The 25,867-nt window shown below is 68.6% G+C and carries 24 protein-coding genes; 12 read left to right on the forward strand and 12 right to left on the reverse strand.

What is annotated here, in order from left to right; genetic code table 11:
- Positions 1 to 59: 59 nt before the first annotated feature.
- Positions 60 to 2,681 carry an aminopeptidase N gene (gene pepN, locus EP26_RS02590; RefSeq protein ID WP_043335399.1) on the forward strand — a complete coding sequence of 874 codons (2,622 nt, stop codon included), beginning with the start codon at positions 60 to 62 and terminating at the stop codon, positions 2,679 to 2,681.
- Positions 2,682 to 3,110: 429 nt separating this feature from the next.
- The gene (locus EP26_RS02595; RefSeq protein ID WP_052388712.1) at positions 3,111 to 3,827 is read left to right on the forward strand and encodes a hypothetical protein; all 717 of its coding nucleotides are present in this window, start codon (positions 3,111 to 3,113) and stop codon (positions 3,825 to 3,827) included.
- Between the two features lie 175 nt (positions 3,828 to 4,002).
- Here the strand turns inward: EP26_RS02595 and EP26_RS02600 are convergent, their stop codons facing one another.
- Positions 4,003 to 4,575 carry a hypothetical protein gene (locus EP26_RS02600; protein WP_043335401.1) on the reverse strand — a complete coding sequence of 191 codons (573 nt, stop codon included), beginning with the start codon at positions 4,573 to 4,575 and terminating at the stop codon, positions 4,003 to 4,005.
- Between the two features lie 10 nt (positions 4,576 to 4,585).
- Positions 4,586 to 4,816: a hypothetical protein gene (locus tag EP26_RS02605; RefSeq protein ID WP_043335403.1), complete on the reverse strand. Its 231-nt coding sequence runs from the start codon at positions 4,814 to 4,816 to the stop codon at positions 4,586 to 4,588.
- A gap of 204 nt (positions 4,817 to 5,020) precedes the next feature.
- Here EP26_RS02605 and EP26_RS02610 point away from each other — a divergent pair, with 204 nt between their 5' ends.
- Both EP26_RS02610 and EP26_RS02615 read left to right on the forward strand, forming a co-directional pair.
- On the forward strand, positions 5,021 to 5,248 hold the full coding sequence (locus tag EP26_RS02610; RefSeq protein ID WP_157033388.1) for a hypothetical protein: 228 nt from the start codon (positions 5,021 to 5,023) through the stop codon (positions 5,246 to 5,248).
- Positions 5,221 to 6,876: a gamma-glutamyltransferase family protein gene (locus EP26_RS02615; protein WP_245624274.1), complete on the forward strand. Its 1,656-nt coding sequence runs from the start codon at positions 5,221 to 5,223 to the stop codon at positions 6,874 to 6,876. The genes EP26_RS02610 and EP26_RS02615 overlap by 28 nt, the downstream gene beginning before the upstream one ends.
- Here the strand turns inward: EP26_RS02615 and EP26_RS02620 are convergent.
- From EP26_RS02620 to EP26_RS02640, 5 genes are read right to left on the reverse strand one after another with little or no spacing between them, the layout of a single operon-like run.
- The gene (locus EP26_RS02620) at positions 6,873 to 7,970 is read right to left on the reverse strand and encodes an alpha-hydroxy acid oxidase (protein ID WP_052388713.1); all 1,098 of its coding nucleotides are present in this window, start codon (positions 7,968 to 7,970) and stop codon (positions 6,873 to 6,875) included. The genes EP26_RS02615 and EP26_RS02620 overlap by 4 nt on opposite strands.
- A gap of 57 nt (positions 7,971 to 8,027) precedes the next feature.
- Positions 8,028 to 8,897 carry an isocitrate lyase/PEP mutase family protein gene (locus EP26_RS02625; RefSeq protein ID WP_043335410.1) on the reverse strand — a complete coding sequence of 290 codons (870 nt, stop codon included), beginning with the start codon at positions 8,895 to 8,897 and terminating at the stop codon, positions 8,028 to 8,030.
- Between the two features lie 5 nt (positions 8,898 to 8,902).
- On the reverse strand, positions 8,903 to 10,150 hold the full coding sequence (locus EP26_RS02630; protein ID WP_043335411.1) for an amidohydrolase family protein: 1,248 nt from the start codon (positions 10,148 to 10,150) through the stop codon (positions 8,903 to 8,905).
- On the reverse strand, positions 10,150 to 11,463 hold the full coding sequence (gene hisD / locus EP26_RS02635; protein ID WP_043335414.1) for a histidinol dehydrogenase: 1,314 nt from the start codon (positions 11,461 to 11,463) through the stop codon (positions 10,150 to 10,152). The genes EP26_RS02630 and hisD overlap by 1 nt, the downstream gene beginning before the upstream one ends.
- A 12-nt stretch (positions 11,464 to 11,475) precedes the next feature.
- Positions 11,476 to 12,243 (reverse strand): SDR family NAD(P)-dependent oxidoreductase, encoded by a 768-nt coding sequence (locus EP26_RS02640; protein WP_043335417.1) that lies wholly within the window; start codon positions 12,241 to 12,243, stop codon positions 11,476 to 11,478.
- Positions 12,244 to 12,358: 115 nt separating this feature from the next.
- Here EP26_RS02640 and EP26_RS02645 point away from each other — a divergent pair, with 115 nt between their 5' ends.
- Positions 12,359 to 13,357: a TRAP transporter substrate-binding protein gene (locus EP26_RS02645; RefSeq protein ID WP_043335419.1), complete on the forward strand. Its 999-nt coding sequence runs from the start codon at positions 12,359 to 12,361 to the stop codon at positions 13,355 to 13,357.
- Positions 13,358 to 13,401: 44 nt separating this feature from the next.
- Positions 13,402 to 14,139 (forward strand): SDR family NAD(P)-dependent oxidoreductase, encoded by a 738-nt coding sequence (locus EP26_RS02650; protein WP_043335421.1) that lies wholly within the window; start codon positions 13,402 to 13,404, stop codon positions 14,137 to 14,139.
- Here EP26_RS02650 and EP26_RS02655 read toward each other — a convergent pair whose 3' ends face one another.
- Positions 14,140 to 14,889: a tyrosine-protein phosphatase gene (locus EP26_RS02655; RefSeq protein WP_043335423.1), complete on the reverse strand. Its 750-nt coding sequence runs from the start codon at positions 14,887 to 14,889 to the stop codon at positions 14,140 to 14,142.
- 237 nt (positions 14,890 to 15,126) lie between these two features.
- On the opposite strand from EP26_RS02655, the gene EP26_RS02660 reads away from it, so the two are divergent.
- The 5 genes from EP26_RS02660 to EP26_RS02680 all read left to right on the forward strand — a co-directional run bounded on the left by EP26_RS02660 (position 15,127) and on the right by EP26_RS02680 (position 21,628).
- Entirely contained in the window at positions 15,127 to 15,918 is a 792-nt protein-coding gene (locus EP26_RS02660; protein ID WP_043335426.1) for an SDR family NAD(P)-dependent oxidoreductase, read from the forward strand.
- Between the two features lie 405 nt (positions 15,919 to 16,323).
- On the forward strand, positions 16,324 to 18,270 hold the full coding sequence (locus EP26_RS02665; RefSeq protein ID WP_043335428.1) for a PrkA family serine protein kinase: 1,947 nt from the start codon (positions 16,324 to 16,326) through the stop codon (positions 18,268 to 18,270).
- A 30-nt stretch (positions 18,271 to 18,300) separates the two neighbouring features.
- Positions 18,301 to 19,605 (forward strand): YeaH/YhbH family protein, encoded by a 1,305-nt coding sequence (locus EP26_RS02670; RefSeq protein WP_043335432.1) that lies wholly within the window; start codon positions 18,301 to 18,303, stop codon positions 19,603 to 19,605.
- Positions 19,602 to 21,137: a SpoVR family protein gene (locus EP26_RS02675; RefSeq protein ID WP_043335433.1), complete on the forward strand. Its 1,536-nt coding sequence runs from the start codon at positions 19,602 to 19,604 to the stop codon at positions 21,135 to 21,137. The genes EP26_RS02670 and EP26_RS02675 overlap by 4 nt, the downstream gene beginning before the upstream one ends.
- Before the next feature lie 59 nt (positions 21,138 to 21,196).
- Entirely contained in the window at positions 21,197 to 21,628 is a 432-nt protein-coding gene (locus EP26_RS02680) for a DoxX family protein (protein WP_052388714.1), read from the forward strand.
- 103 nt (positions 21,629 to 21,731) lie between these two features.
- Here EP26_RS02680 and EP26_RS02685 read toward each other — a convergent pair whose 3' ends face one another.
- Entirely contained in the window at positions 21,732 to 22,775 is a 1,044-nt protein-coding gene (locus EP26_RS02685; protein ID WP_052388715.1) for a serine hydrolase domain-containing protein, read from the reverse strand.
- Positions 22,776 to 22,896: 121 nt separating this feature from the next.
- On the opposite strand from EP26_RS02685, the gene EP26_RS02690 reads away from it, so the two are divergent.
- Positions 22,897 to 23,814 carry an FkbM family methyltransferase gene (locus EP26_RS02690; protein ID WP_052388716.1) on the forward strand — a complete coding sequence of 306 codons (918 nt, stop codon included), beginning with the start codon at positions 22,897 to 22,899 and terminating at the stop codon, positions 23,812 to 23,814.
- 17 nt (positions 23,815 to 23,831) lie between these two features.
- On the opposite strand, the gene minE is transcribed toward EP26_RS02690, so the two are convergent.
- Genes minE through minC form a run of 3 tightly spaced genes read right to left on the reverse strand, consistent with a single transcriptional unit; the run spans position 23,832 to position 25,729 of the window.
- Positions 23,832 to 24,122 carry a cell division topological specificity factor MinE gene (gene minE / locus EP26_RS02695; RefSeq protein ID WP_043335435.1) on the reverse strand — a complete coding sequence of 97 codons (291 nt, stop codon included), beginning with the start codon at positions 24,120 to 24,122 and terminating at the stop codon, positions 23,832 to 23,834.
- Complete coding sequence (minD, locus tag EP26_RS02700; RefSeq protein WP_043335438.1) at positions 24,122 to 24,943, reverse strand: septum site-determining protein MinD; 822 nt, start codon at positions 24,941 to 24,943, stop codon at positions 24,122 to 24,124. The genes minE and minD overlap by 1 nt, the downstream gene beginning before the upstream one ends.
- A gap of 33 nt (positions 24,944 to 24,976) precedes the next feature.
- Positions 24,977 to 25,729 (reverse strand): septum site-determining protein MinC, encoded by a 753-nt coding sequence (gene minC / locus EP26_RS02705; protein WP_043335441.1) that lies wholly within the window; start codon positions 25,727 to 25,729, stop codon positions 24,977 to 24,979.
- Positions 25,730 to 25,867 lie beyond the last annotated feature (138 nt).

The following is a 25,867-nucleotide window of genomic DNA, read 5'->3' on the forward strand; positions in this document are numbered from 1 at the left end:
GCATTGTGCGTGGGTAGACCCGATCTGCTGACCCACCGCGATGGAGTTAGACCAGAACCATGCCCGATAGCGCTCCGCAGACGACCCGCCGGGCCGATTACCGGCCGCCGGCCTTCCTCATCGATACGGTCGAGCTGGAATTCCGGCTGAATCCGGCGGCGACGCTGGTGCGGGCGCGGCTGGCCTTCCGGCGGAACGGGCCGGGGGAGTTCCGGCTCGACGGCGACGGGCTGGCGCTGCTGGACGCGAGGCTCGACGGGGTGGCACTGGCGGAGGGGCGGGCGAGGCTCGGCGGGGACGGGTCGCTGACCATCGGCGATGCGCCCGACCGGGGCGTGCTGGAGACGCTGGTGCGGATCGCGCCGGAGAAGAATACCGAGTTGTCGGGGCTCTATACCTCGGGGGGGAATTTCTACACGCAGTGCGAGGCGGAGGGGTTCCGGCGGATCACCTTCTTCCCCGACCGGCCGGATGTGATGGCGCGGTACAGCGTCACCATCCATGGCGACAAGACGCGCTGTCCGGTGCTGCTCTCGAACGGCAATCCGGCGGGCGCGGGGGATGGCGGGGACGGGACGCATTGGGTGCGGTGGGACGACCCGCATCCGAAGCCGAGCTACCTCTTCGCCTTGGTCGCGGGGGAGCTGGTAGCGGTGAGCGACCGCTTCACCACGCAGTCGGGGCGGGAGGTGGCGCTCAATATCTGGGTGCGGCGGGGCGACGAGGATCGCTGCGGGCATGCGATGGACAGCCTCATCCGCTCGATGCGCTGGGACGAGGAGGTGTTCGGGCTCGAGTATGACCTCGACGTGTTCAACATCGCCGCCGTCTCCGACTTCAACATGGGGGCGATGGAGAACAAGGGGCTCAACGTCTTCAACACCAAGTATGTTCTCGCGCGGCCGGAGACTGCGACGGATGGGGACTACCAGGGCATCGAGACGGTCATCGCACACGAGTATTTCCACAACTGGACAGGCAACCGCGTCACCTGCCGGGACTGGTTCCAGCTCTCGCTAAAGGAGGGGCTGACGGTCTTCCGCGACCAGGAGTTCAGCGCCGACCAGGGCAGCCGGGCGGTGAAGCGCATCCGCGACGTGCGGGGGCTCCGGGCGGCGCAGTTCCCGGAGGATGCGGGGCCGATGGCGCACCCGGTGCGGCCGGACAGCTATATCGAGATCGACAATTTCTACACGCCGACCGTCTACCAGAAGGGCGCGGAGGTGGTGCGGCTGATCCATACGCGGATCGGGGCGGCGGCCTTCCGCCGGGGGATGGATCTCTACATATCGCGTTGCGATAACCAGGCGGTGACGATCGAGGATTTCGTCGCGGCGATGCAGGAGGCGTCGGGCATCGACCTGTCCTCCTTCATGGGCTGGTACGACCAGGCGGGAACGCCGGAGCTCGTCGCCGAGGATCGCTATGACGCGGAGGCGCGGCGCTGGGTGCTGACCCTGCGCCAGAGCTTGCCGGCGACGCCGGGGCAGGCGGAGAAGCATCCGGTGCCCGTTCCAGTCGCCATGGGGCTGCTCGATGCTGGCGGGCGCGAGGTGGCGACGCGGATGGCCGGGGAGAACGAGGCGAAGCCGGGGACGCGGGTGGTGCTGCTCGAACAGGGCGAGCAGAGCTTCGTCTTCGAGGATGTGGAGGGGCCGCCGGTCCCTTCCCTGCTGCGGGGCTTCTCGGCGCCGGTGAAGCTGAAGGGTGTCGCGCCGGAGCGGCTGCGCTTCCTCGCCGTGCACGACACGGACCCCTTCGTCCGATGGGAGAGCGGGCAGCAATATGCCGCGGGGCTGATGCTCGGGATGGTGGCGGCGCAGCTGCGTGGCGAGGCGCTCGGCTTCGATGCGGCGCTGGAGGAGGCGGTGCGCAACACGCTGCGCGGGGCGGAAGCGGACCCGGCCTTCGCCGCCGAGGCGCTGGCGCTGCCGGGCGAGGGCTTCCTCGCCGACCAGATGGAGGTCGCCGAGCCGGCGGCGGTGCATGCGGTGCGCGAGCATCTGCGGCGGGAGATCGGGCGGCGCTGCGGCGATGCGCTGCGCGAGGCCTATGACGGGCTAGCGGAGGCGGGCGAGTACCGCGTAGACGGGCGGAGCATCGGGCGGCGGGCGCTGCGCAATGCCTGCCTCGCCTATCTCGTGGCGGCGGGGGATGTCGGGCTGGCCGAAGCGCAATACCGCGAGGCGGGGAACATGACGGATCGGCTGGCGGCGCTCTCGTTGCTAGCGGATGCGGAGGGACCCGCGCGGGAGGAGCCGCTTGCGGATTTCCATGCGCGCTGGCGAGGCGACGACCTGGTGCTCGACAAGTGGTTCTCGATCCAGGCGATGTCCTCGCGAGCGGATACGATGGCGGCGGTTCGGGCGCTCTACGGGCATGCGGATTTCGACCTGCGCAACCCGAACCGGGCGCGGTCGCTGATCGGAGCCTTCGCCTCGGGGAATCCGCTGCATTTTCACCGTGAGGATGGCGAGGGGTACCGGTTCCTGGCGGATGCGGTGATCGCGCTCGACCCGATCAACGGCTCGATCGCGGCGCGGATGGTGGGGCCGCTTGGGCAGTGGCGGCGGCAGGCGCCGCAGCGGGCGGCGCTGATGCGGCAGGAGCTGGGGCGGGTGCTGGCGGTGCCGAAGCTGAGCAAGGGGACCTTCGAGAAAGCATCGAAGGCGCTGGCCTGACGCGCCCAGCCATGGCGGTGAGGAATGCAGCGGCCCGCGAACCGGCGCAGCCGGCTTCACGGGCCCGTTCCGGTTGCAGTTCAGGCAATTCCAAGCTCACACCGATGAAGGGCCGGGCGAATACTGGTGCGTACTGTTATTTGAACTCCCTTCTGGACGGGAGATGCCGATCAGGTGGGATCATTCCCTCGGTCGGACAGCAGTCGAAATGCCGAAAGACTTGGCGATCCCCATGGCATTTCCCGACTGCAGGGCGCGAAGCGACGAGATCAACTCGGACGTCCCGTCCGGACATGCGAAGGCGGCAAGCGAGAGCGTGAGCCGCGATCCGGTGATCGTGGGCTTCCGGCCGGAGGATCCGGCGTTGCCAGGATAAACCAAGGCGCTCACGACGCGATTACAGGTCGGTCATGCGCGTGAGGATGCCTGATGAGCAAGGAGGCCGGGCACGAACCCACCGGGTCGAGGTTCGACATGGAGACGCTCAACAGCGCCGTCCAGACGCTCGCCATCGTGCTGGCCGGCGCCTGGGGCGTCTACACCTTCATCTACGAGGCCAAGATTGCGCCGGGCCTCGCGCCACCGAGCGTGTCCGTCACGAGCACGCTGGAGAGGGTCGGCCAGAGGGGGGACCTCGTCGCCATCCGCTCGACTGTCACCAGGACCAATGTCGGCCAGGCCGAGGTGCGCGTCCTGGGCCTCACCTACAACGTGGTGGGCGTCAGGACGCGTTTCGGCGAGCCCTCCGCGGCGGGCGCGATGCCCGAGCAGCTTCCCGGGTCCAGCACGATCGCCCAGGCCAGGTATTACGACGAGCCCGAGGGCGGCGAGGTGATCCTGCGCCACGGGGTACTGTTCGAAGGCGCCACTGCGCTGCCGAGCGAGCGGTCGGCGCTCAACCCCGGCGAGGCCGTCCCCCGCGACCTCATCTTCTATGCAGATCCGAACCGTTTCGACTCCATCCGCTTCCAGGTCGAGCTGTCCTACGCGAAGATGTCGGAGCCCCCCGTGCCGCTGGTCTTCGAGGCCCGCCGGGATGGGCGGATCGCGGCCGTCCCGGGCCCGGACTGCCGGGCGGAACCGTCGCGTTGCCAGGCCCTGGTCACGACCGATTTCGGCACGGAGTTCTCCCTCTGGCGGCCTTGAGCCAACGCACCGTCGCCGCGAAGAAGAACGGGCAGTCTTCTCGTATCGGGCGGCGACGGCATGGCGTTCCCCGAGGCGCGCCCAAGGAATCTCGACCAGCTGTTCGGTCGGGCGAATTCCTTCGATCCGAAGGCTTCGGCCGATCGGCGTTCGCTCTGGCAGGATTTGTCGGGCTTCAGAGTGAGGCGAGGACCGAGGCGGCCATCGCCACCAGCGTCGCGGTGACCGCGAGGCGGATGGGGCGGTGCCAAGCAAGGGCTAGACGCTGGCAGGCTGGCCTCGCCAGCAGGATGGCGAGCCCGAGGGAGGTGGCGAGGGCGGTCGCCGTCACCGCGAGCGGCACCAGGGGCACCTTGGCGTCCAGCAGGGCGAGCGGGCCGAGGAATTGCGCAGCGAAGAAGGCGGCGGTTATCGGGTTGGTGGCGGCGGCGCAGAAGCCGGCGGTGAATTCGGCCCCGCCGATGCGATGGCCGGTCTCGGGTAGGCGGCTGCGGGCGATGGCGAGGGCGGCCCAGAGCAGCAGGGCGGCCGCGGCCAGGCGGCCGGCTGCGGCCCAGCCGGGGGCGGCAGGGGCGCCCTGCAGGGTCGCCGCCAGGGCCGCGTTCAGCGTGCCGGCGCCGAGGGCGATGCCAAGGCAGGCCGGCAGGGCGCCGCGCGCTCCGTGCAGCGCGGCGACGCCGGCGATCACCAGGAGGTTTGGGCCGGGCGTGACCAGGATCGCCAGATAGGCCAGCAGGAAGTCACGCACGGGGCCGGGCTCAGCGTGCGGGGGTGCAGACCGTGCCGACCAGGACCAAGCCTTCGGTCGCCTGCTCCGGGTCGGCGCTGGCGGGGCCGATGGGCGCGGGTGTCGTGGTGTAGAGCGGGCGGCATTCGTGGCGCGGTGGCTGGGGTAGGCCGATATCCGGCTCATCATTGTCGGCGGCGGCAGGGAGACTCAGGACAAGCGGGAGCGCGGCCAGGGCGAGGCCGAATATCGCATGGCGCATGGTGACCATCCTTTTCTTTGAGCCACGCTAATGATCGGCGTAAGTCTTGGGGAATCCGAGTCGATAATGGATATTTGCCCAGGATGTGAGGGTTGTTTCCGGGCGAATACTTCTGTCTCCTCATGGATGTAGTGTCGTCCCAATACTGGACGCCGGACGGCACATGATCCCGTGGCATGGGACGAAGCGCGAGGCAGGTTTCATGTGACGGGAGGCGGCATCGGCGCGATGCTGCGGGAACAGGCATGGGAGGAAAGCATGGGCGTGCGGGCGCTCGGCTATGTCGGGATCGAGGCGAGCCGGATGGAGGAGCGGAGCGGAGCGCAGATCGCCTTCCGCCTTGCTGACCGCAGGCAGCGGATGCTGGCAGGGAACCACACCCCAATGCCTGGAGGATGCAGCTGGTGGGACCGGCCGAGAGCGGCGAAGTGACGCGGCCGGAGCGGCGACTCCCCTCCCCGCGCGCGATGGTCGTCGCGCCGCAGCCGGAGGCGGTGGAGGCGGGTGCGGCGATGCTGGCGGCGGGCGGCAATGCGCTGGATGCGGCGCTGGCCTGCGCGATCACCCAGGGCGTCGTCGATCCGATGATGTGCGGCATCGGCGGAATCGCCACCTTGCAGGTCTTCGACCCGGCCAGCGGGACGCATACGGTGCTCAACGGGCTGGGGACCTGCCCGGCGGCGGCACGCCCGGACATGTGGGCGGAGCATTTCCTCGGCGAGTGCCCGGACGGGTTCGGCTATCGCGTGCGGGGGTATGAGAACGAGTGCGGAGCGCAGGCCGTCACCGTGCCGGGGGCGGTGCGGGTCTTCGCCGAGGCGCATGCGCGGCTCGGGCGGAAGGACTGGGCCAGCCTGTTCGAGGCGGCGATCGGCTTCGCCGAGGAGGGGTGGATCATCCGGCCGCATGTGCAGGCGATGTTCACCCTCGACGAGCGGCCCTATGGGCGGATGAGCTATCCGGAGAAGCTTGGCTACACCGAGGATGGGCGGCGGCTCTACCTGCGGGAGGACGGGACGCCGAAGCGGCTCGGCGAGGTGGTGCGCAACCCGGAGCTGGCGGCGACGCTCCGGGTGCTGGCCGAGGGTGGGGCGGAGGAGTTCTACCGGGGGCGGATCGCGCGGGCGATCGTCGCGGCGATGGAGGCGCGGGGCGGGCTGATCGACGCCGGGGACCTCGACGGCTTCCGAGTGGCGGAGGGGGCGCCGCTGCGCGTGCCCTATCGCGGGTATGAGCTGGCGCTGCCGGAGCCGCCGGCGGGGGGCGTCGTCGTCGGCGAGATGCTGCGGATCCTGGAGCGCTTCGACCTCGTGGCGCTTGGGCACAACACGCCGGACTACGTCGCGGTGGTGGCGGAGGCGATGAAGATCGCGGGCATCGACAAGGAGGCGCATGTCTGCGACCCGGCCTTCCAGGATGTGCCGGTCGGGCGGCTGCTGTCGGACGGGTATGCCGATGCGTGTGCGGCGCGCATCCGGCGGGGGGAGCGGGCGAGCCTCACCCGCGCGGGGAGCGACGCGCCGAACACCACGCATGTCTCCTGCGTCGATGCGGAGGGGATGATGGTGTCGATGACGCATACTCTCGCCGTACCCTCGGGCCTCATCGTGCCGGGGATGGGGTTCATGCTGAACGGGGCGATGAACTGGATGGACCCGCGGCCGGGGCGGGCGGGCTCCATCGCGCCGGGGAAGCGACGGTATTCCTCCATGACGCCGACGATCGTGCTGCGGGAGGGGAAGCCGGTCGTGACGCTCGGGGCGCCGGGCGGAGCCTGGATTACCGTCGCCGTCGCGCAGGTGCTGCTCAACCTGCTCGACTGGGGCATGGGGATGCAGGAGGCGGTGATGGCGCCGCGCTTCTCGGCAACGAGCGAGACGATCGACCTGTCGAACCGCATTCCGCGCGCGACGGAGCGGGCGTTGCGGGCGATGGGCTATGCGACGAAGCGGAGCTACCAGAGCTACGCCTTCGCCGGGGTGCATGGCATCGCCGTCTGGGACGGCACCGCAGAGGGCGGAGCCGATCCGCAGCGGGATGGGTATGCGGCCGGGGTCTAGCGGTAGCCCGGGTCGGTGAGGTTGGTCAGCGGGAAGGCGCTGTGGACGTGCGGCTGCACGACCGGTGCGACGGGGTGCAGGTAGCTGCCGTCGAGCTGGCCGAAGCTCGTCACGCCGAGCAGGCCGAGCACGCCATGCACCTCGTCCTGCAGGATGCGGAACATGCGGGCGACGCCGGCCTCGCCGGCCGCCGCGAGGGCGTAGCAGTACATCCGGCCCATGCCGACCAGCTCGGCGCCGAGGATGATGGCCTTCACGATGTCGGTGCCACGGACGAAGCCGCCATCGACCCAGACCTTGGCGCGGCCGCCGACCGCCTTCACCACCTCGGGCAGGACGTCGAGGGAGCCGCGGCCATGGTCGAGCTGGCGGCCGCCATGGTTCGAGACATAGACCACCTCGACGCCGTGCTCGACGGCGAGCAGCGCATCCTCGGCGGTGGCGATGCCCTTGAGGGCGAGCGGCGTGTCGGGGAAGCGGTCCTTCCAGCGCTTCACGTCGTCCCAGTTCAAAGCGGCCTGGAAGTGCTGGCCGGTGGCGCGGACGCGCCAGGGCTTGACGAAGCGCTTGGCGATGTCGCGCTCGCGCCGGCTGTAGATCGCCGTGTCGACCGTCATGCAGAAGGCGTCGTAGCCGGCGCCGATGGCGCGCTGGCTGACCTCCTCGATCCAGTTCCAGTCGCCGCGGACATAGAGCTGGAAGACCTTGGGCCCCTGCCCCGCCTGGGCCATCGGCTCGAGGCCAGGCATGGAGACGGAGGAGACCATGATGGGGACGCCGTAGTCGCCTGCCGCGCGGCCGGCGGGGGCGCCGCCCTCCGGGTCGAAATTCTCGAGGCCGCCGACCGGGGCGAGCATCACCGGCAGGGTGATGGGCTTTCCGAGGAAGCGGCCGGAGAAGTCGATCTTGGAGACGTCGCGCAGGACGCGGGGGCGGAAGGCGAGGCTGTCGATGGCGGCGCGGTTGCGCATCATCGTCGTCTCGGTCTCGGTGGCGCCGACGAGGTAGTCCCAGTTGCCGGGGCTGAGGCGGCCCTTCGCCTCCTTGACGAATTCATGCAGCGTCTGGAAGGGGCTGTCTTCCGGTTGGGACATTGTCGTTTTCCTCCGAAGGCGTGGGTCAGGCGGCAGGGCAGGACGGGGGTGGCGGGCTCAGCCCCCCAGGAACTCCTTGGTCCAGCGCTTGTAATCGGCGTCGCGGGTGACGCGGCCCATGAAGTCGGCGCCTGGCACGCCTTGCAGGTCGGCGGGCTGTACGCCCTCGCGGAGCGCCTTCAGCGTGGCGTAGACGGCTTGTTGGGCGGCCATGATGGGCTGGTGGCCCTGGAGTGCGATGCGGACGCCGCGGGCGGCGAGGTAGTCGCGGTCCTTCAGCTCGGTGCCCTCGATGCCGCCGATGATGATGGGCAGGGTGGCGACGGCGGCGACGGCGTCCAGTTCGGCGCGGGTCTTGATCCCCGTATAGAAGAGGGCGTCGGCGCCGCTCGCGGTATAGGCCTTGGTGCGGGCGACGGCGTCCTCCACGCCGTTGACGGAGACGACGCCGCTGCGGGCGACGATGACGAAGGAGGGGTCGTCGCGGGCGGCGAGCGCGGCGCGGACCTTGCCGAGGCCCTCTTCCAGGGAGATGAGCGTGACGCGGCCATCGCCATGGGGGCGGGGGAGGACAGTGTCCTCGAGCGTCATGGCGGCGACGCCGGCATTCTCCAGCTCCTCCACCGTGCGCATGGCGTTCAGCGCGTTGCCGTAGCCGTGGTCGGCATCGACCAGCACCGGCAGGGTGCGGACGGCGCGGCAGATGCGGCGGGCCTGCTGGGCGAATTCGCTGAGCGTCAGCACGATGAGGTCGGGGGCGCCGAGCACGGTGAGCGAGGCGGTGGAGCCGGCATACATGCCAACCTCGAAGCCGAGATCCTCGGCGATGCGGGCCGACATCGGGTCGAAGACGGAGCCGGGATGGATGCAGGCCGGGCCGGCGAGGACGGCGCGGAAGCGCTGGCGGCGGTCGGTGATGCTGGACATGCGGCTCACTCCGGCCAATGTAGAGGGGGGCGGTGCAGCGTGACGGGCTGGCGCGTGGCGCTGCGGCGGCCGCGCTTGAAGGCGGCGAGGACGGGGGCGACCTCGCGGATCGCGGCGACGGGGTCTGGGGCGTCGATCAGTGTGAGGTCGGCCGGGTTGCCGACCGTGATGCCGTAGTCGCGGCGGCGCATCAGCCTGGCTGACTCGGTGGTGAACATGGACCAGGTCTCGCGCAGGTCGTCCGGCATCGCGTGCTGGGTAACGTTGGCGTAAAGGTTCGCCATGCGAATGAGCTGGCCGTCGCCCATCGGGGTGAAGGCGTTCAGGATGTTGTTGGAGGAGATGGAGCAGGTGACGCCGAGGCGGTGCAGGCGGTTGGCGTCGGCCACGCTGCGCTCGATGCGGTGGTCCTTGTCGCGACCGCCGAGATAGACGTCGGTGGCGGGGAGGACGGTGAGCGCGACGCCGGCATCGGCCATGCGCTTCGCCATCGCGTCCAGCTCCGGCAGGGGCATGACCGAGAGCTTGGTCAGGTGGCCGCAGGCGACGCGGCCGCCCCAGCCGTATTGCTCAGTCAGGTCGCAGACTAGGCGGGTGTCGAGATGGGCGGCGGAGGAGCCGCTGTCGACATGCATATCGATATCGGCGTCGTACTCGCGGGCCAGCTCGAAGACACGGCGGATCTGGCCGGCGGGGTCGGTGTCGTAACTGGGGGCGGCGCCGACGACGCGGGCGCCGTTGCGGAGCGCGGCCACCATCAGCTCGTCGGTGCCGGGGTTGTTGAGCAGGCCCTCCTGCGGCATCACGCAGATCTCGATGTCGATGGCCCATTTGTACTCGTCGACCAGGGCCTTGACGCCCTCAAACCCGCGCAGGCCGACCTTCGGGTCCACCTCGGCATGGGTGCGCATCAGCGTGGTGCCGTGACCGATGCACTTCTCCAACGTGCGGCGGGCGCGGTCGGTCACGTCCTCAACGGTGAAAGTGTGCTTGATCGCGCTGGTGCGTTCCATCGCGTGATGCGGGAAGCGGGCGGTCTCGCAGGCGCAGCGGTCGATGGTGCAGGTCTTGTCGAGATGGATGTGGGTCTCAACGAAGCCGGGGGAGACGAGGCGGCCGGCGCAGTCGATCACCTCTGCCACATCGGCCGCGAGGTTCGGCGCGAGGGCGGCGATGAGGCCGTCCTTCACGCCGATATCGGTGGCGGTGCCGTCGGGCAGGCGGGCGTTGCGGAGGAGGAGGTCGAGGGCCATCAGCGCTTCTCAGCCGCCGTGGCGTAGGGGATGTTGCGGCCGCCATAGCGGCGAACTCGGATATTGGCCTGCTCGGCATGGCCGGCGAAGCCTTCGAGCATGCAGAGGCGGGAGCAGGCCTCGCCGATCATGGCGCTGGCCTCGTCGGTCAGCACGCGCTGGTAGGTGACCGTCTTCAGGAACTTCCCGACCCAGAGGCCGCCGGTGTAGCGCGCCGCCTTCTGCGTCGGCAGCGTGTGGTTGGTGCCGATGACCTTGTCGCCATAGGAGACGTTGGTGCGGGGGCCGAGGAATAGGGCGCCGTAATTGGTCATGTGGCGCAGGAAGTGGTCGTCATCGCGGGTCATCACCTGCACGTGCTCGGAGGCAATGCGGTCGGCCTCGCGCACCATCTCGTCGAGGCTGTCGCAGACGATGACCTCGCCGTAGTCGCGCCAGGACTGCCGGGCGATCTCGGCGGTCGGGAGGATGGTGAGTAGGCGCTCGACCTCGGCGATGGTCTCGCGGGCGAGCTTCTCGGAGTCGGTCAGCAGGATGGCGGGGCTGGTGGGGCCGTGCTCGGCCTGGCCGAGGAGGTCCGTCGCGCAGAGCTCGGCATCGACGGTTTCGTCGGCGATGACGAGGGTCTCGGTCGGGCCGGCGAAGAGGTCGATGCCGACGCGGCCGAAGAGCTGGCGCTTGGCCTCGGCGACGAAGGCGTTTCCGGGGCCGACCAGCATGTCGACGGCGGGGATGCTCTCCGTCCCCAGCGCCATGGCGCCGACGGCCTGGACGCCGCCGAGGCAGTAGATCACGTCGGCGCCGGCCAGGTGCTGGGCGGCGACGATGGCGGGCGCCGGCTTGCCCTTGTAGGGCGGGGCGCAGGTGACGATGCGGGGGACGCCGGCGACCTTCGCCGTCACCACCGACATATGGGCGGAGGCGAGTAGCGGGTACTTGCCGCCGGGGACGTAGCAGCCGACCGAATTCACCGGGATGTTCTTGTGGCCGAGGACGACGCCGGGGAGGGTTTCGACCTCGATGTCCTTCAGCGCCGCTTTCTGGTGCTCGGCGAAGTTGCGGACCTGGGCCTGGGCGAAGCGGATGTCCTCGAGGTCCTGGCCGGTGAGCTGGGAGAGGCACTCCTCTATCTCGGCATCGGTCAGGCGGTAGTCGGCGCGGTCCCAGCCGTCGAACTTTACCGAGTACTCGCGGACGGCGGCGTCGCCGCGCTGCGCGATGTCGGCGAGCAGGCCCTCGACGATGCCGCGGACCTTGGTATCCGCATCGGCCTTGTCAGCGGCGGAGATGCTTTGCTTGAGCCAGCGAGCCATGGACGTGTTTCCTTACTCGGCGGTCCAGCCGCCATCGATGAGCATCGCCGAGCCCGTCATCAGGGCCGAGGCGTCGGAGGCGAGGAAGACGACGGGACCCATCAGATCCTGCACCTGGCCGAGGCGGCCGAGCTTGATCTTGCTGAGGACCCAATCGGCAAATTCGGGGCGCTCGAAGAAGGGCTTCGTCATCGGCGTCTCGATGAAGGTGGGGCCGATGGTGTTGGCGCGAATCCCGAGGGGGGCGAGCTCGATCGCCATCGCCTTGGTCCAGCCCTCCATCGCCCATTTGCTGGCGCAATAGACGCTGCGGTTGGGGCCGCCGACATGGCCCATCTGCGAGGAGATGTTGATGATGGAACCGGGGATGCGCTCCTCGGCCATGCGGCGGGCGACGGCCTGTGCCGCGAAGAAGCAGCCGCGGAGGTTCAGCGCCAGCACGGTGTCGAAATCGGCCTCGGTTACCTCGAGGAAGGGAGCGTGGCGGGAGGTGCCGGCATTGTTAACGAAGGCGTGGAAGGCGGGGCGCGCGGCGATGGCGGCCTGGACGGCGGCGGTGTCGGCGATGTCGAGCACCAGCGCCTCGGCCTGGCCGCCGCAGGCGCGGATAGCCTCGGCGGCGGCCTCGACCTCATCGCCGGTGCGGGCGGCGAGCGTCACCGAGGCCCCTGCCCCGGCCAGCGCGGCGGCGGCGGCGAGGCCGATGCCGCGGCCGGCGCCGGTGACGAGGGCACGGCGGCCGTCGAGGCGGAAGCTCGGGGTCTCGGGGAGAACGGTCATCCCGGCAGGCTACACCGAGCGGCGGCGCGGTCCAGGCCCCCTTGCCAGGAGTGGCCGCGCCGGGACAGCTTTCGTTCCGAGGCCGCGGCATAGGCGGCGAAGGGAGAACGTCATCATGAAGAGCCTGTTCAGCGCGCTCGCGGGCGCAGCGCTTGGCCTGTTCGCATCATCGGCCCTGGTTCCACCCGCCCTGGCGCAGACGCGCTGGGTGATGGCGACACCTTATGCGGAGGCGAATTTCCATACGCGCAACGTCCGCGCCTTCCTGGCCGATATCGAGCAGGGGACGGGCGGGCGGCTGGCGGTGCAGGCGCATCACAACGGGACGCTGCTGGCGATGCCGCAGATCAAGCGCGGGGTGCAGACCGGGCAGGTGCAACTCGGCGAGATCCTGCTCTCGGCCTATGGCAACGAGGACCCGTTCTTCGAGGTGGATAGCGTGCCGTTCCTCGCCGATACCGTCGAGGCGGCGGGGGCGCTGCACCGGGCGACCGAGCCCTATATCCGCGCGCGCTTCGAGCGGCAGGGGCTGACGCTGCTCTACATGGTCAACTGGACCGGACAGGGTTTCTACACGCGGGAGCCGCTGCAATCCGTCGAGGCGCTGAAGGGGACGCGGATGCGGGCCTTCAACAACCTGACCTTCCGCTTCGCCGAGCTGCTGGGGGCGCAGCCCGTCACCGTGCAGGTACCGGAGATCCCGCAGGCCTTTGCCACCAACGTGGTCAACGTGCTCTTCACCTCGGCGCAGACGGGGGTGGATGCGAGCGCCTGGGACTTCGCCCGCAACTTCACCGATGTGGGCGGGATGCGGCCGCGGAACGCGGTCTTTGCGAATAGCCGGGCGCTGGCCACGCTCGATGCGGCGCAGCGGGCGGCGGTAATGGAGGCGGCGAAGCGGGCGGAGGCGCGCGGGGCCGAGTATTCGCGCGAGGCGGAGGTGGAGATGGTCGGCAAGCTGCGGAGCCATGACGTGCAGGTGGCCAGCGTGGCGCCGGCGATGCAGCAGCAGCTCCGCGCCATCGGCGAGGTGCAGACGCGGGAATGGCTCGGCCGCGCCGGGAGCGAGGGCGGGCAGATGCTGGAGCGGTATCGCGCCCTACTCAGCCGGTGAAGCTGGCCGCATAGTGCGGCGCAGCATCGGTGGAGGATGGGGAGATGGTGGCATTGGTGACGGGTGCGCAGCAGGGGATCGGGCGAGCTTGCGCCCTAGCCCTTGCGGCGGCGGGGCATGACGTCGCCATCAACTGGCTCGATGACCGGGAGGCGGCGGAGGCCGTAGCCGAGGGCGTGCGGGCGGCAGGGCGCAAGGCGGCGCTGGTCCAGGGGGATGTCGGCGCAGGGGCCAGGGCCTGCGCGGCGCTGGTCGAGGCGGCCTCGGCGGCGCTCGGGACGGTCGAGGTGCTGGTCAACAATGCGGGGATCTTTCCGCGGGTCGAATTCCTCGAGATGGGGGAAAGCCAGTGGGATCAGGTCTTCGCCGTCAACCTGAAGGGCAGCGTGTTCTGTGCGCAGGCGGCGGCCAGGGCGATGGTGGCGGGAGGCGTGAAGGGGTGCATCGTCAACCTGGCCTCCTCCGCGGTTCGGGGAACGCCGGTCGGGGTGCATTACAGCGCGACGAAGAACGGCGTGGTGGGCATCACCCGCTCCATGGCGCTGGCGCTGGCGCCGCATGGCATCCGGGTGAATGCGATCGCGCCGGGGCTGACCGATACGGCGCAGCCGCGCTACGGCAATACGGATGAGGAAGTGCGGGCGATGGGGGCGGCGCTGCCGCTCGGGCGTCTGGGGCGGCCTGAGGATATCGCCGACATGGCCGTCTTCTTGGCTTCGCTCGGAGCGTCCTGGATTACCGGGCAGGTCTATCATGTGAACGGGGGCGGCTACATGCCGTGATCATTCCAGCAGCAGGTCGCGGAGGCGCTCCAGGCGTGGGGCGGTGAGGCTGAGGCCGCGCTCCAGCAGCAGGGGCATGGCGCCGCCATGGGCCTCCACGGCGGCGTCCAGGGCGGCTTCCAGCAGCTCGGGATGGGTGGCGTAGAGGGCGTCGGCCAGGGGCTTCGGCGTGCCGGGCGGCAGGGCCAGGTCGCGGCGCCAGATGCGGTCGGTGGCGCGGTAGTCCTCCATCACCGTCTCGCGGCTGGCGCCGAGGGCGGTGAGGATCAGCGCGGCGGCGAGGCCGGTGCGGTCCTTGCCGGCGGAGCAGTGGAAGAGCAGCGCGTGGCGCTCCGGCTGGAGCAGCAGGTCGAAGAGGCCGCGATAGGCGCCGATGAAGCGGGTGCCGTAGTCGAGATAGGCGCGGCGGAGGAGGTCGACCACATCCTCGCCGGTGCTCAGCTCGCGCTGCATGAGGTCGGCGAGCGAGGCGCCGACGGTCGGCTCGATGGGGAGGTGGATGCGCTCGGCGCCCGCGGGCAGGCGGGAGGGGCGGTGGGCGGCTTCCTCGACGCCGCGGAGGTCGCAGACGGTGCGGAGGCCGAGGCCGGCGATCGTTTCCACGTCGCGCTCGGTGAGGTGGGCGAGGGTGGCGGAGCGGTAGAGGTGGCCGAGGCGGAGGCGGCGGCCATCGGCCATCTGCCAGCCGCCGAGGTCGCGGAGGTTGGAGGCGCCGTCGAGGGGGATGGCGATGGGGAGGTCGTCGGGCATCGGGGGCTCCTCGGTGACGTTGGCGGTGGTTGTAGCAGCTTTCGGGAGGGGCGTTGCCCCTCCCGAGCCCTTCTCACCAAAGGCCAGAAGGTCATTGGAAACCAATGGTTTAACTCGAAGGATCCGGGGGCGGTGCGAGGGGATCGGAAGCATTGCCTTCGATGCACCCTCAAGGGCGGTTGACGCATAGCGAAAGCGGCAGGGACACTCGCCTCCAACAACCCAGGAGGAACAGCTATGCCCGGATCATCGCTCTTCGACCTCAGCGGCAAGGTCGCCATCGTCACCGGCGGGTCGCGCGGCATCGGCCGGGCCATCGCCGAGCGGATTGCGGAGCATGGGGCGAAGGTCGTCGTCTCCTCCCGCAAGCTCGATGCCTGTCAGGTCGTGGTGGACGGCATCAAGGCCAAGGGCGGCGAGGCGGTGGCCATGGCCTGCAATATCGGCCGCAAGCCGGAGCTGCAGGCGCTGGCGGACGAGACCATCGCGCGCTGGGGCGGGGTCGATATCCTGGTCTGCAACGCGGCGATCAACCCGCATTTCGGGCCAGCCATGGGCATCCCCGACGAGGTCTTCGACAAGATGATGGCGACCAACATCAAGTCGAACATGTGGCTGTCGCACATGTGCATCCCGAGCATGGAGGCGCGCGGGGGCGGGGCGATCGTCATCATCTCCTCGATCGGTGGGTACCGGGGTTCGGTCAATCTCGGCACCTATGCGATCACCAAGGCGGCGGACCTGCAGCTGGCACGGAACCTAGCCTGCGAATGGGGGCCGAAGAATATCCGCGTCAACTGCATCGCGCCTGGGCTGGTGCGGACTGATTTCGCGCGGGCGCTGTGGGAGGACCCGGTCAACTACAAGAAGCGGACGCGGGATACGCCGCTGAAGCGGATCGGCGAGCCGGACGAGATCGCGGGGGCGGCGGTGTTCCTCGCCTCGCCGGCGGGGAGCTTCATGACCGGGCAGAGCATGATCATCGATGGTGGGGTGACCTGCGGCGTGCCAGCAAACGCGGAGGACTAGCAAATGGCGCGGGGATTGCTAGGTGGTCTCTGACACTCGCGCTGAGGCACCTGGCACGCCCCGGGCCGTGGTTATTGCCATAAGGCGCCTCGGTATCGAAATGTTGCCGGCGGCGGGTAAAGCTTAATGAAACGTGACTTCATGGCAGGGGCATCCTGTCATGAAGTGTCACAGACCCGACCATCTACGGCGATTTGCCAGCTTGGTTCCAACTGTCGGGTTTGACTTGGCGGTGCCGGCAGGCAATGCGTGCTGAGCGGTGGGGGCCCTGCCCTCCCCTTCCCGTGATTTGCAGTCTACAGCGGCGCGGTGCGCCGCAGCAATAAAAGTTTACCGCACTCGACGCCCCCATTCCGCACACTGTCTGCGTTGCCATCTAACTGGCAGCGCTTGCAGGGGCGGCCGATGAACAGCATGCAGGACATCTTCGCCGATTATGCCCGGGCCTATGAATCCCGGCGCGAAACAGACATGTCCATCTCGGAGTATTTGGAAGGCTGCCGGAAGGATTCGGGATTCTATGCGAGTGCCCCCGAACGTATCCTTAAGGCGATCGGCGAGCCGACTGTCGTGGATACCGCGAAGGATGTGCGGCTCGGGCGGATCTTCCTAAACCGGACTATCCGCGTCTACCCGGCCTTCTCGGAATTCTATGGGATGGAGGAGACGATCGAGCGGATCGTCGGCTTCTTCCGTCATGCCGCCCAGGGGTTGGAGGAAAGGAAGCAGATCCTCTACCTGCTGGGTCCGGTGGGGGGCGGCAAGTCCTCGCTCGCCGAGCGCCTGAAGGCGCTGATGGAGGCGGAGCCGATCTACGTGCTGAAGGCGGGCGACGAGATGAGCCCGGTCTTCGAGAGCCCGCTCGGGCTGTTTGACCCGGAGCGGATGGGGCCGATGCTGGAGGACCGATACGGCATCCCCCGGCGGCGGCTGACTGGGCTGATGAGTCCGTGGGCGCTGAAGCGGCTGGATGCCTTCGGCGGAGACATCTCACAGTTCCGGGTGGTGAAGGTCAGGCCCTCGCGCCTCAGGCAGATCGCTATCGCCAAAACCGAGCCCGGCGACGAGAACAACCAGGACATCTCCTCACTGGTCGGCAAGGTGGATATCCGGAAGCTCGAGATGTTCGGACAGAACGATCCGGATGCCTACAGCTTCTCGGGCGGGTTGAACCGGGCGAACCAGGGCGTCTTGGAATTCGTCGAGATGTTCAAGGCGCCGATCAAGATGCTCCACCCGTTGCTGACGGCGACGCAGGAGGGCAACTACATCGGCACCGAGAATATCGGCGCCCTGCCCTTCCAGGGCATCATCCTGGCCCATAGCAACGAGTCGGAATGGCAAAGTTTTAAGAACAACAAGAACAACGAAGCCTTCATCGACCGCATCTACGTCATCAAGGTGCCCTACTGCCTGCGGGTGACTGAAGAGCAGAAGATCTACGAGAAGCTGGTCTCCTCATCGGAGCTCTCGGCCTCGCCCTGCGCCCCGGCCACCTTGGAGATGCTGGCGCGGTTCACGGTGCTCTCGCGCCTGAAGAAGCACGAGAACTCCAACGTCTACGCCAAAATGCGGGTCTATGACGGCGAGTCGCTGAAGGAGACGGACCCGCGGGCGAAGAACCTGCAGGAGTACCGGGATGCGGCCGGGCCCGATGAGGGCATGGAGGGGGCCTCGACCCGCTTCGCCTTCAAGGTGCTGGCGGCGGCCTTCAACTACGACACGACCGAGATCGCGGCCGACCCCGTCCACCTGATGTATGTGCTGGAGCAGACGATCCGGCGCGAGCAGCTGCCGGACGAGACGGAGAAGCGCTACCTGGAGTTCATCAAGGGGGAGCTTGCGCCGCGCTACGCCGAGTTCATCGGCAACGAGATCCAGAAGGCCTATCTCGAGTCGTATAACGACTACGGCCAGAACCTCTTCGACCGCTACGTCGCCTATGCGGATGCCTGGGTCGAGGACATGGACTTCAAGGACCCGGATACCGGCCAGATGATGAACCGGGAGCTGCTGAACCAGGAGCTCACCAAGATCGAGAAGCCGGCCGGCATCGCCAACCCGAAGGACTTCCGCAACGAAGTGGTGAAATTCGCCCTTCGGGCGCGGGCCAATCGGGGCGGGCGGAACCCCTCCTGGACCTCCTACGAGAAGATCCGTGAGGTGATCGAGCGGCGCATGTTCAGCCAGGTGGAGGACTTGCTGCCGGTGATCTCCTTCGGCTCCAAGAAGGACGGGGAGAGCGAGAAGAAGCACGGGGAGTTCGTGCAACGCATGGTCTCCCGGGGTTATACCGAAAGACAGGTCCGCCGGCTTGTTGAATGGTACATGCGCGTGAAGCAGGCCGGCTGACCCAGAACTGGACCGCGAGGCGCCTGCTCGATGCAGATCCTGGACCGCCGCCTGAACCCAAGCGGCCGTAGCCTGCCCAACCGCCAGCGCTTCCTGCGGCGGGCGAAATCACTGGTGCAGGAGGCGGTGCGGGATGCCTCGGCGAAGCGGGATATCCGCAGCGCCGATGAGGGGGGCGAGGTCTCGATACCCCTCCATGGTATCCGCGAGCCGAGCTTCCATCACGGGTCGGGTGGCATGCGCGACCATGTGCTGCCCGGCAACAAGGAGTACCGCGAAGGGGACGAAATCCAGCGGCCGCAGGGTGGCGGCGGCGGGGGCGGGTCCGAGGGCTCGCCCGAGGGCGGGGGGGAGGATGCCTTCCGCTTCGTACTCACGCGGGAGGAGTTTCTTTCGCTCTTCCTCGACGACCTGGAACTGCCCGACCTCGCCAAGCGGCGGCTGGTTGAGGGGGCGGACCCGGCCTGGCACCGAGCGGGGTATTCGGTGGCGGGGACGCCGTCGAACCTTTCCCTGGCGCGCACCATGCGGAACAGCCTGTCGCGGCGCATTGCATTGAAGCGGCCAAAGCCGGAGGCGGTGGCGGCGCTGGAGGCGGAGATCGCCGAGCTGGAAGGCCAGCCGGGCAGCGAGGAGCGCATCGCCGCGCTGAAGGCGGAGCTGGCGGTGCAGCTGAAGCGCAGCCAGCGCATCCCCTGGATCGACCCGATCGACGTGCGCTACCGGCGCTTCGAGCCGGTCCCCCGTCCGGTGGCGCGGGCCGTCATGTTCTGCCTGATGGATGTCTCGGGCAGCATGACCGAGGACATGAAGGACCTGGCGAAGCGCTTCTACACGCTGCTCTATATCTTCCTGCAGCGGCGCTACAAGCATGTGGACATCGTCTTCATCCGCCATACGCATGAGGCGGCGGAGGTGGATGAGCAGACCTTCTTCCATAGCCGGGAGACAGGTGGGACCTTGGTGTCCACCGCTTTGGAGGAGATGCGGAAGGTGGTCGCCGACCGCTATCCGCCGACGGATTGGAACATCTACGCCGCGCAGGCCTCGGATGGCGACAATGCCGCGGGCGACAGCCAGCGCACGGCGCGGCTGCTGATCGACGAGGTCCTGCCGGCCTGCCAGTACTATGCCTATATCGAGGTCGGGCGCGACGGCGAGCATGGCATGCCGGGCTTCCCGCGGGGTCCGACCGATCTGTGGCGGACCTATGAGCAGCTGGTCAGCGCCGGCGCGCCGATGGCGATGAAGAAGGTGCGCAACCGGCGGGACATCTTCCCCGTTTTCCGCGAGCTCTTCGCCAAGCGCGGATTGCTTGAGGAGGCGAAGGCATGAACGCGCCCGTATCCACGCCCGGCCTCCTTTATGAGGGGGCGGACTGGGACTTCTCCACGCTCATGCGCATCCACGATGCCTGCGAGGAGGTGGCGGTCCGCGACCTCGGGCTGGACTTCTACCCGAACCGGATCGAGATCATCAGCGCGGAGCAGATGCTGGATGCCTATGCCAGCACGGGCCTGCCGCTATTCTACCGGCACTGGTCCTTCGGTAAGCAATTCGCCCAGCACGAGGCGCTGTACCGCAAGGGCCTGCGTGGGCTCGCCTATGAAATCGTCATCAACTCCGACCCCTGCCTCTCCTATGTGATGGAGGAGAACACCGCGACCTTGCAGGCGCTGGTGATCGCGCATGCGGCTTTCGGGCATAACCACTTCTTCAAGAACAACCGCATCTTCCGCGAGTGGACGGATGCGAAGGGCATCCTCGACTACCTCGAATTTGCCAAAGGCTATATCGCGGAGTGCGAGGACAAGTACGGCGAGATCGCGGTCGAGCGGGTGCTCGACTCGGCGCATGCGCTGATGAATTACGGCGTGCACCGGCATCACCGCCGGACCATCGACCTGCGCTCCGAGGAGCAGCGGGTGCGGGAGCGCCGGGCGCATGACGAGCGGATGTACAACGTGTTGTGGAGCACGCTGCCGGAGCGGGCGAGCCAGGCGATCGGCGCCGACGAGGTCGAGAAGCGGCGGGCGATGCTGCAGCTGCCGCAGGAGAACGTCCTCTACTTCCTTGAGAAGTCGGCACCGCGGCTGGCGCCCTGGCAGCGCGAGGTGATCCGAATAGTCCGCAACGTGGCACAGTATTTTCATCCGCAGCGGCAGACCAAGATGATGAACGAGGGGTGCGCGACTTATGTGCACCACCGCATCCTCAACACGCTGCATGCGGAGGGACGGTTGAGCGACGGGGCGCTGCTGGAGGCGCTGCATTCGCATACCAGCGTCATCATGCAGCCGGATTTCGACGATCCGCGCTATTCGGGGATCAACCCATATGCGCTCGGCTTCGCCATGATGGAGGATATCGAGCGCATCTGCCGCGAGCCGACCGAGGAGGACCGCGAGTGGTTCCCCGATTTCGCCGGCAGCGGGGACCCGATGCCGACCTTGCGCTACGGCTGGTCCGAGTTTCGCGACGAGAGCTTCATCCTGCAATTCCTCAGCCCGCACCTCATGCGGAAGATGAAGTTCTTCCACCTGAAGGACGATGCGGCACAGCCGGTGCTGCGGGTCGATGCGATGCATGACGAGCGCGGCTACCGGCGGCTGCGGCGGGCGCTGGCGAAGCAGTACGACCCAGCCTGGATGGATCCGGATATCCAGGTGGTGGATGTCGATCTGTCGGGCGACCGGCGGCTGATCCTCGAACACCGGGTGCAGGACGGCCGGCTGCTGGAGGAGCAGGAGGCGCGGCAGGTGCTGCGGCACTTGGCGAACCTCTGGAGCTACGACGTGCTGCTGCGCGAGGTCGATCCGGCGACGGGCGCGAGCCTCCGGGAGCATGCGGTGTCGCCGCCGAGGTAGCGCTTGTGGCGGGTGCGAGGGTGCCGGTAGCTTCGCCGGTCCTTGCAACGGAGTCTCGCATGTCCGCCACCACCAGCCCAGTCACCGCGCGGAGCGGCGACCTCGATGCCGTACTGCTCGTCGGGCGCATCGCGATGGTCGTGCTGTTTCCGATCAGCGCCTATTTCAAGATCATGGGGTGGCCAGGCATCGTCGGGATGTTGACGCAGCAGGGAGCGCCACTGCCCTATCTCGGCGGCATAGTTGCGGTGCTGGCGGAGACTGTGTTCCCGCTGCTTGTCATCCTCGGGCTGTGGACGCGCTGGGCGGCTTTCGGGCTGATCCTCTACACGCTCGGGACCAGCGTCATCGCGCATCGGTTCTGGGAGTTCGAGGGGCCGGCGCAGATGGGCCAGATCTTCAGCTTCTTTAAGAACCTCTCGATGTGCGGCGGCTTCCTGCTGCTCGCCTGGATCGGGCCGGGGCGGTATGCGGTGCAGCCGAAGCCCTGAGCGCATGGCGCGCCGTGGCGGGTATCACCGGTACTGATCAGAACCCAAGGGTTCCAAGGAGCTCTCGGTCCTTGGCAGGGGAGTTTGAGGGGGCGACACCCCCTCAAGCGACAGCGGCCAAGGTCGCCTTCATGAACCCATCGAGCTGTGTCTGATCCACCCAGCGCAGCACCGCGGTGATCCCGGCATCCGGATCGACCCAGGTGACGTTGCCGCCGGCGCCGGAGAAGCACCAGCTCCGCGCGCTGGCCGATGGCCAGCGGGTGCGGCCGGTGTTCAGCCACCAGAGCAGGCCGTAATGCGGGTTGAGGGCGCAGGGCGTGGCGCATTGGGCAACCCAGCCCTCGGGCAGCAGGCGGCGGCCGTCCCAGACGCCGTCCTGCAGGGTGAGTTGGCCGATGAGCGCCTGGTCCTCGGCATGGATGAAAACGCCGCCGCCCCAATGGCCGCCGCCGGAGACGCTCTGGATGCGGCGGCCCTCGATATCGACCCAGGAGGTCTCGTAGCCGAGCCAGCGCCAGTCCTGCGAGGCGCCGATCGGGCGCGTGATGCGCTCGGCGAAGACCTCCGGCAGGGGGCGGCGGAAGAGGCGAAGGAGGGCAAGCGACAGGCGGTTCACCCGGACGTCGTTGTATTCCCAGTATTCGCCGGGCTTGTGAAGGGGGCGAGCTAAGCCCTTCTTCCCCTGCCCTTCCACGCCGAGGTTGCGGCCGCGGTCGATGAGGTCGGACTTGCCGAAGAGCGTACCCTCCCATTCGGAGGTGTTGGTCAGCAGGTGGCGCCAGGTGATGGCGGCGTTCTGCGGGCTGTCGAAGCCGCCGTCATCGACCAGGGCACGAACGGGCGCGTCGAGGTCGGGGATGAGGCCGTCGCCATGGGCGAGGCCGGCGAGAAGGGCGAGGTAGGACTTCGCTACCGAGAAGGTCATGTCGACGCGCTGCGTGTCGCCCCATTCGGCGACGCGGCGGCCGTTGTAAAGGATCAACCCGTTGGGGGCACCGCGCGGGGCGACGGGGCCGATGATGGCGTTGGCCGGCGGCGGCTCGAAGAAGCCGACCTCGAGATGGGCGCGGATGTCCCGCGGCCAGGGGGATTCGTGCGACAGGGCGAAGTCGACGGCGGGGGCGAAGGCGGGAAGGGTCGGCATGCGGCGAAGGTATCACGCAGGGACGGATAGGGCGCCAGGGGGTGCGAGACGCGTTCCCACGGCCGCGTGATCTCCTTTACATGAGGGCGCGCGGCGCGAAGCGCGTCACCGGAGAATACGCATGTCGCAGGGCCAGACTGCCGCCCCCTCGAATTCCCCTCTCCTTCGGGTCGCGGAGTGGCTGCGGCCGCGGCGGAGGCTGGTGCCCGTGGCGCGGCTCGCGGGACCGGCCGGGCCGGCGGAGGCGGCGGTGCGTGCCCTGGCCCAGGCGGTGCCGATGGCGGGGGAGACGCTGCTTTGCCGCACGCTCGGGCGGCATAAGATGCTGGTCGATGCGGGTGACTTCACCCATGCGCCGCATCTTGCCGTGGACGGGTTCTGGGAGTGGTGGACGACGCGCTTCCTGGCCGAGCGCCTGAAGCCTGGGCAGGTCTTCGTCGATGGCGGGGCCTGCTACGGCTATTTCAGCCTGCTGGCGGCGGAATTGGTGGGACCGGCGGGCAAGGTCCTCGCCTTTGAGCCGCATCCGCGCTCGGCGGTACTGCTGCGGCGGAATCTCGCGCTCAACGGCATGGAAGGGCGGTCGCAGGTGGAGGAGGTGGCGCTGGCCGGGCCCGAATCGGGGCGGGTGATGCGCTTCGTCCTGCCGGAGGGCAGCCCGATGAATGCGCATCTGCTGCCGGAGGAGCTAGCGGGCGGCGGGGGCGGGCCCGGTATGGTGCGTGGCCCGGGGATTGCGATGGTGGCGACGCGGGCGCTCGACCGGCATGGCAGGGTGAAGCCGGATGTGGTGAAGCTCGATCTCTGCGGCGCGGAGGAGGCAGCCTTCGCCGGGATGCAGGGGGTAATCGAGGCCAATCCGGCGGTGCAGGTGCTGCTCTGCTTCAACCCGGTGCGGTCGGCGGCGCCGGCGGATTTCCTTGGGCGGCTGGCGGGGCAGTTCAGGCTGCGGCGGCTGACGGCCCGGGGCGAGGCGCAAGACTGCACGCCCGCCGAGGCGATGTCCGGTGGGGATGTGATGCTCTACCTGGCGCGCTAGCTGCGCCAGGTCCGTTGTCAGCTCGCGGCGGCCTGGCGGCCGGGCGAAGGTGCGGGCAGCTCGATCTCGATGGCGAGCGTCGACATGTCGCCGCCGCGGTCGAGGTCGAGCTTCACCTTGCCCGGGTCGATCGCCACGTAGCGGGCGACGACCGCAACCAGCTCCTGCTGGAGCTTCGGCAGGAAATCCTCGCGCGTCCGGCCGATGCGCTCATGGGCGAGCACGATTTGCAGGCGTTCCTTGGCGGCGGAGGCGCTGGGAGGCGCCTCTTCCTTGCGGGTGGCGCGGAAATAATCGAGCCAGCTCATCAGGCGGCCCTCCCCCCGAACAGGCGCTGGAACAGGCCGGGCTTCTTGGCCGGCTCGAGGAAGCGGTGCGGCAGGTCCTCGCCGAGGAAGCGGCCGACCGCGTCCTTGTAGGCCTGGCCGGCGACGCTCTCGGTATCCATGATGACCGGCGTGCCGGTGTTGGAGGCCTTCAGCACGCTCTCGTTCTCGGGGATGACGCCGAGCAGGGGGATGGCGAGGATCTCGCGCACATCCTCAAGCTTCAGCATCTCGCCGCGCTCGACCCGGTTGGGGTCGTAGCGGGTGACGAGGAGGTGCTCCTTCACCTTGTCCTTCTTCTCCTCGGCGCGCTTCGACTTCGACTGCAGCACGCCGAGGATGCGGTCGCTGTCGCGGACCGAGGAGACCTCGGGGTTGGTGACGACGATCGCCTGGTCGGCGAAGTAGAGGGCGAGGAGGGCGCCCTTCTCGATGCCGGCGGGGCTGTCGCACAGGATGTAGTCGAAGTCGGCCGAGAGCTCCTCGATAATGGTCGAGACGCCCTCGCGGGTCAGCGCGTCCTTGTCGCGGGTCTGGCTGGCGGGGAGGATCGCCAGGGTGTCAACGCGCTTGTCGCGGATCAGCGCCTGGTTGAGGCGGGCCTCGCCCTGGATGACGTTGACGATGTCGAAGACCACGCGCCGCTCGACGCCCATGATGAGGTCGAGGTTTCGCAGGCCGACGTCGAAATCGATCACCACCGTCTTCTTGCCCCGCTGCGCGAGGCCGGTGGCGACGGCGGCGCTGGTCGTGGTCTTGCCGACGCCTCCCTTGCCGGAGGTGACAACGATCACTTGCGCCATGGACGCATCCCCCTCATCCCCATTCTCATCCCATCACCCGAGCGGTGCGAACCGCATCTCCTCGCCCTCCAGCCGCACTTGCGTCGGCTTGCCGATGGGCGCGTCGCCGAGCCCCTCGCGCACCGCGTAGAAGCCGGCGATGGCGACGAGCTCCGGGTCGAAATTCAGCGCGAAGATCCGCGCCGTGGCATCGTCCGCGGCGCCGGCAACGGCGCGGCCGCGGAGTGCTCCGTATACATGTATGTTGCCGTCGGCAATGATCTCCGCACCGGCATTCACGGTCGCGGTGACGATGAGGTCGGCGCCCTGCGCATAGATGCGCTGACCGGAGCGGACGGGCTCCGCCACCAGCATGGCGGCGCGGCCGGAGCCGGAGAAGTCGGGGCGTGGGGCGGCCTCCGTCGCGGCCGCGGCGGGCGGCACGGGGATGGCCTCGGGCGGCGGGGCCGGCTCGGCCTCGGCGCCGACGGCGCGGAGGGGGGGAAGGCCTGCGTGCTGCGCCGCCTGCTTCATCGCCTGGCTGCCGCCGGAGGTGCCGATGGGCACGATCTCCAGCTTGTGGAGGCCCTCGACGAGGCCGCGGAAATCCACCTCCTCCGGCGCCGCCTCGAGATCGGCAAGGCCGATGACGATGGGGGCGAAGCGGAGGAAGCCTGGGGCGCGGCGGAATTGGTCGCCGAGCGCGGGCAGCACGGCTTCCGGCCGCGGGTCCAGCAGGCGCAGGACGAGCAGGTTGAAATTGCCGGCCCGGAGGCGGAAGGCTTCTGGAAGCGTCTGGCTGCTCAAGGCGCTCTCGGACCTGGCTGCGGCGTGGGGGGTTGCGGTTCCTCACCTATAGCGGCGCGGCGGCGAGGGGCGAAGCCCGAATACGCCGAAGCGTCCCGGATTGGCGTGGCGGCTGGCCGGTTCATAATGCCGGGGCAA

The organism is Belnapia moabensis DSM 16746 (genome assembly GCF_000745835.1).
Taxonomy (GTDB): Bacteria; Pseudomonadota; Alphaproteobacteria; order Acetobacterales; family Acetobacteraceae; genus Belnapia; species Belnapia moabensis.

What these genes read in the sequence shown, in the direction of transcription:
- EP26_RS02660 (WP_043335426.1), top strand. Translation starts at nt 15,127, where the DNA reads ATGCCCGGATCATCGCTCTTCGACCTCAGCGGCAAGGTCGCCATCGTC.
- EP26_RS02620 (WP_052388713.1), bottom strand. Translation starts at nt 7,970, where the DNA reads ATGTCCCAACCGGAAGACAGCCCCTTCCAGACGCTGCATGAATTCGTC.
- EP26_RS02665 (WP_043335428.1), top strand. Translation starts at nt 16,324, where the DNA reads ATGAACAGCATGCAGGACATCTTCGCCGATTATGCCCGGGCCTATGAA.
- EP26_RS02670 (WP_043335432.1), top strand. Translation starts at nt 18,301, where the DNA reads ATGCAGATCCTGGACCGCCGCCTGAACCCAAGCGGCCGTAGCCTGCCC.
- EP26_RS02690 (WP_052388716.1), top strand. Translation starts at nt 22,897, where the DNA reads ATGTCGCAGGGCCAGACTGCCGCCCCCTCGAATTCCCCTCTCCTTCGG.
- pepN (WP_043335399.1), top strand. Translation starts at nt 60, where the DNA reads ATGCCCGATAGCGCTCCGCAGACGACCCGCCGGGCCGATTACCGGCCG.
- EP26_RS02675 (WP_043335433.1), top strand. Translation starts at nt 19,602, where the DNA reads ATGAACGCGCCCGTATCCACGCCCGGCCTCCTTTATGAGGGGGCGGAC.
- EP26_RS02595 (WP_052388712.1), top strand. Translation starts at nt 3,111, where the DNA reads ATGAGCAAGGAGGCCGGGCACGAACCCACCGGGTCGAGGTTCGACATG.
- EP26_RS02685 (WP_052388715.1), bottom strand. Translation starts at nt 22,775, where the DNA reads ATGCCGACCCTTCCCGCCTTCGCCCCCGCCGTCGACTTCGCCCTGTCG.
- EP26_RS02655 (WP_043335423.1), bottom strand. Translation starts at nt 14,889, where the DNA reads ATGCCCGACGACCTCCCCATCGCCATCCCCCTCGACGGCGCCTCCAAC.
- EP26_RS02680 (WP_052388714.1), top strand. Translation starts at nt 21,197, where the DNA reads ATGTCCGCCACCACCAGCCCAGTCACCGCGCGGAGCGGCGACCTCGAT.
- minD (WP_043335438.1), bottom strand. Translation starts at nt 24,943, where the DNA reads ATGGCGCAAGTGATCGTTGTCACCTCCGGCAAGGGAGGCGTCGGCAAG.
- minE (WP_043335435.1), bottom strand. Translation starts at nt 24,122, where the DNA reads ATGAGCTGGCTCGATTATTTCCGCGCCACCCGCAAGGAAGAGGCGCCT.
- EP26_RS02625 (WP_043335410.1), bottom strand. Translation starts at nt 8,897, where the DNA reads ATGTCCAGCATCACCGACCGCCGCCAGCGCTTCCGCGCCGTCCTCGCC.
- EP26_RS02630 (WP_043335411.1), bottom strand. Translation starts at nt 10,150, where the DNA reads ATGGCCCTCGACCTCCTCCTCCGCAACGCCCGCCTGCCCGACGGCACC.
- EP26_RS02605 (WP_043335403.1), bottom strand. Translation starts at nt 4,816, where the DNA reads ATGCGCCATGCGATATTCGGCCTCGCCCTGGCCGCGCTCCCGCTTGTC.
- EP26_RS02640 (WP_043335417.1), bottom strand. Translation starts at nt 12,243, where the DNA reads ATGACCGTTCTCCCCGAGACCCCGAGCTTCCGCCTCGACGGCCGCCGT.
- EP26_RS02645 (WP_043335419.1), top strand. Translation starts at nt 12,359, where the DNA reads ATGAAGAGCCTGTTCAGCGCGCTCGCGGGCGCAGCGCTTGGCCTGTTC.
- EP26_RS02650 (WP_043335421.1), top strand. Translation starts at nt 13,402, where the DNA reads ATGGTGGCATTGGTGACGGGTGCGCAGCAGGGGATCGGGCGAGCTTGC.
- hisD (WP_043335414.1), bottom strand. Translation starts at nt 11,463, where the DNA reads ATGGCTCGCTGGCTCAAGCAAAGCATCTCCGCCGCTGACAAGGCCGAT.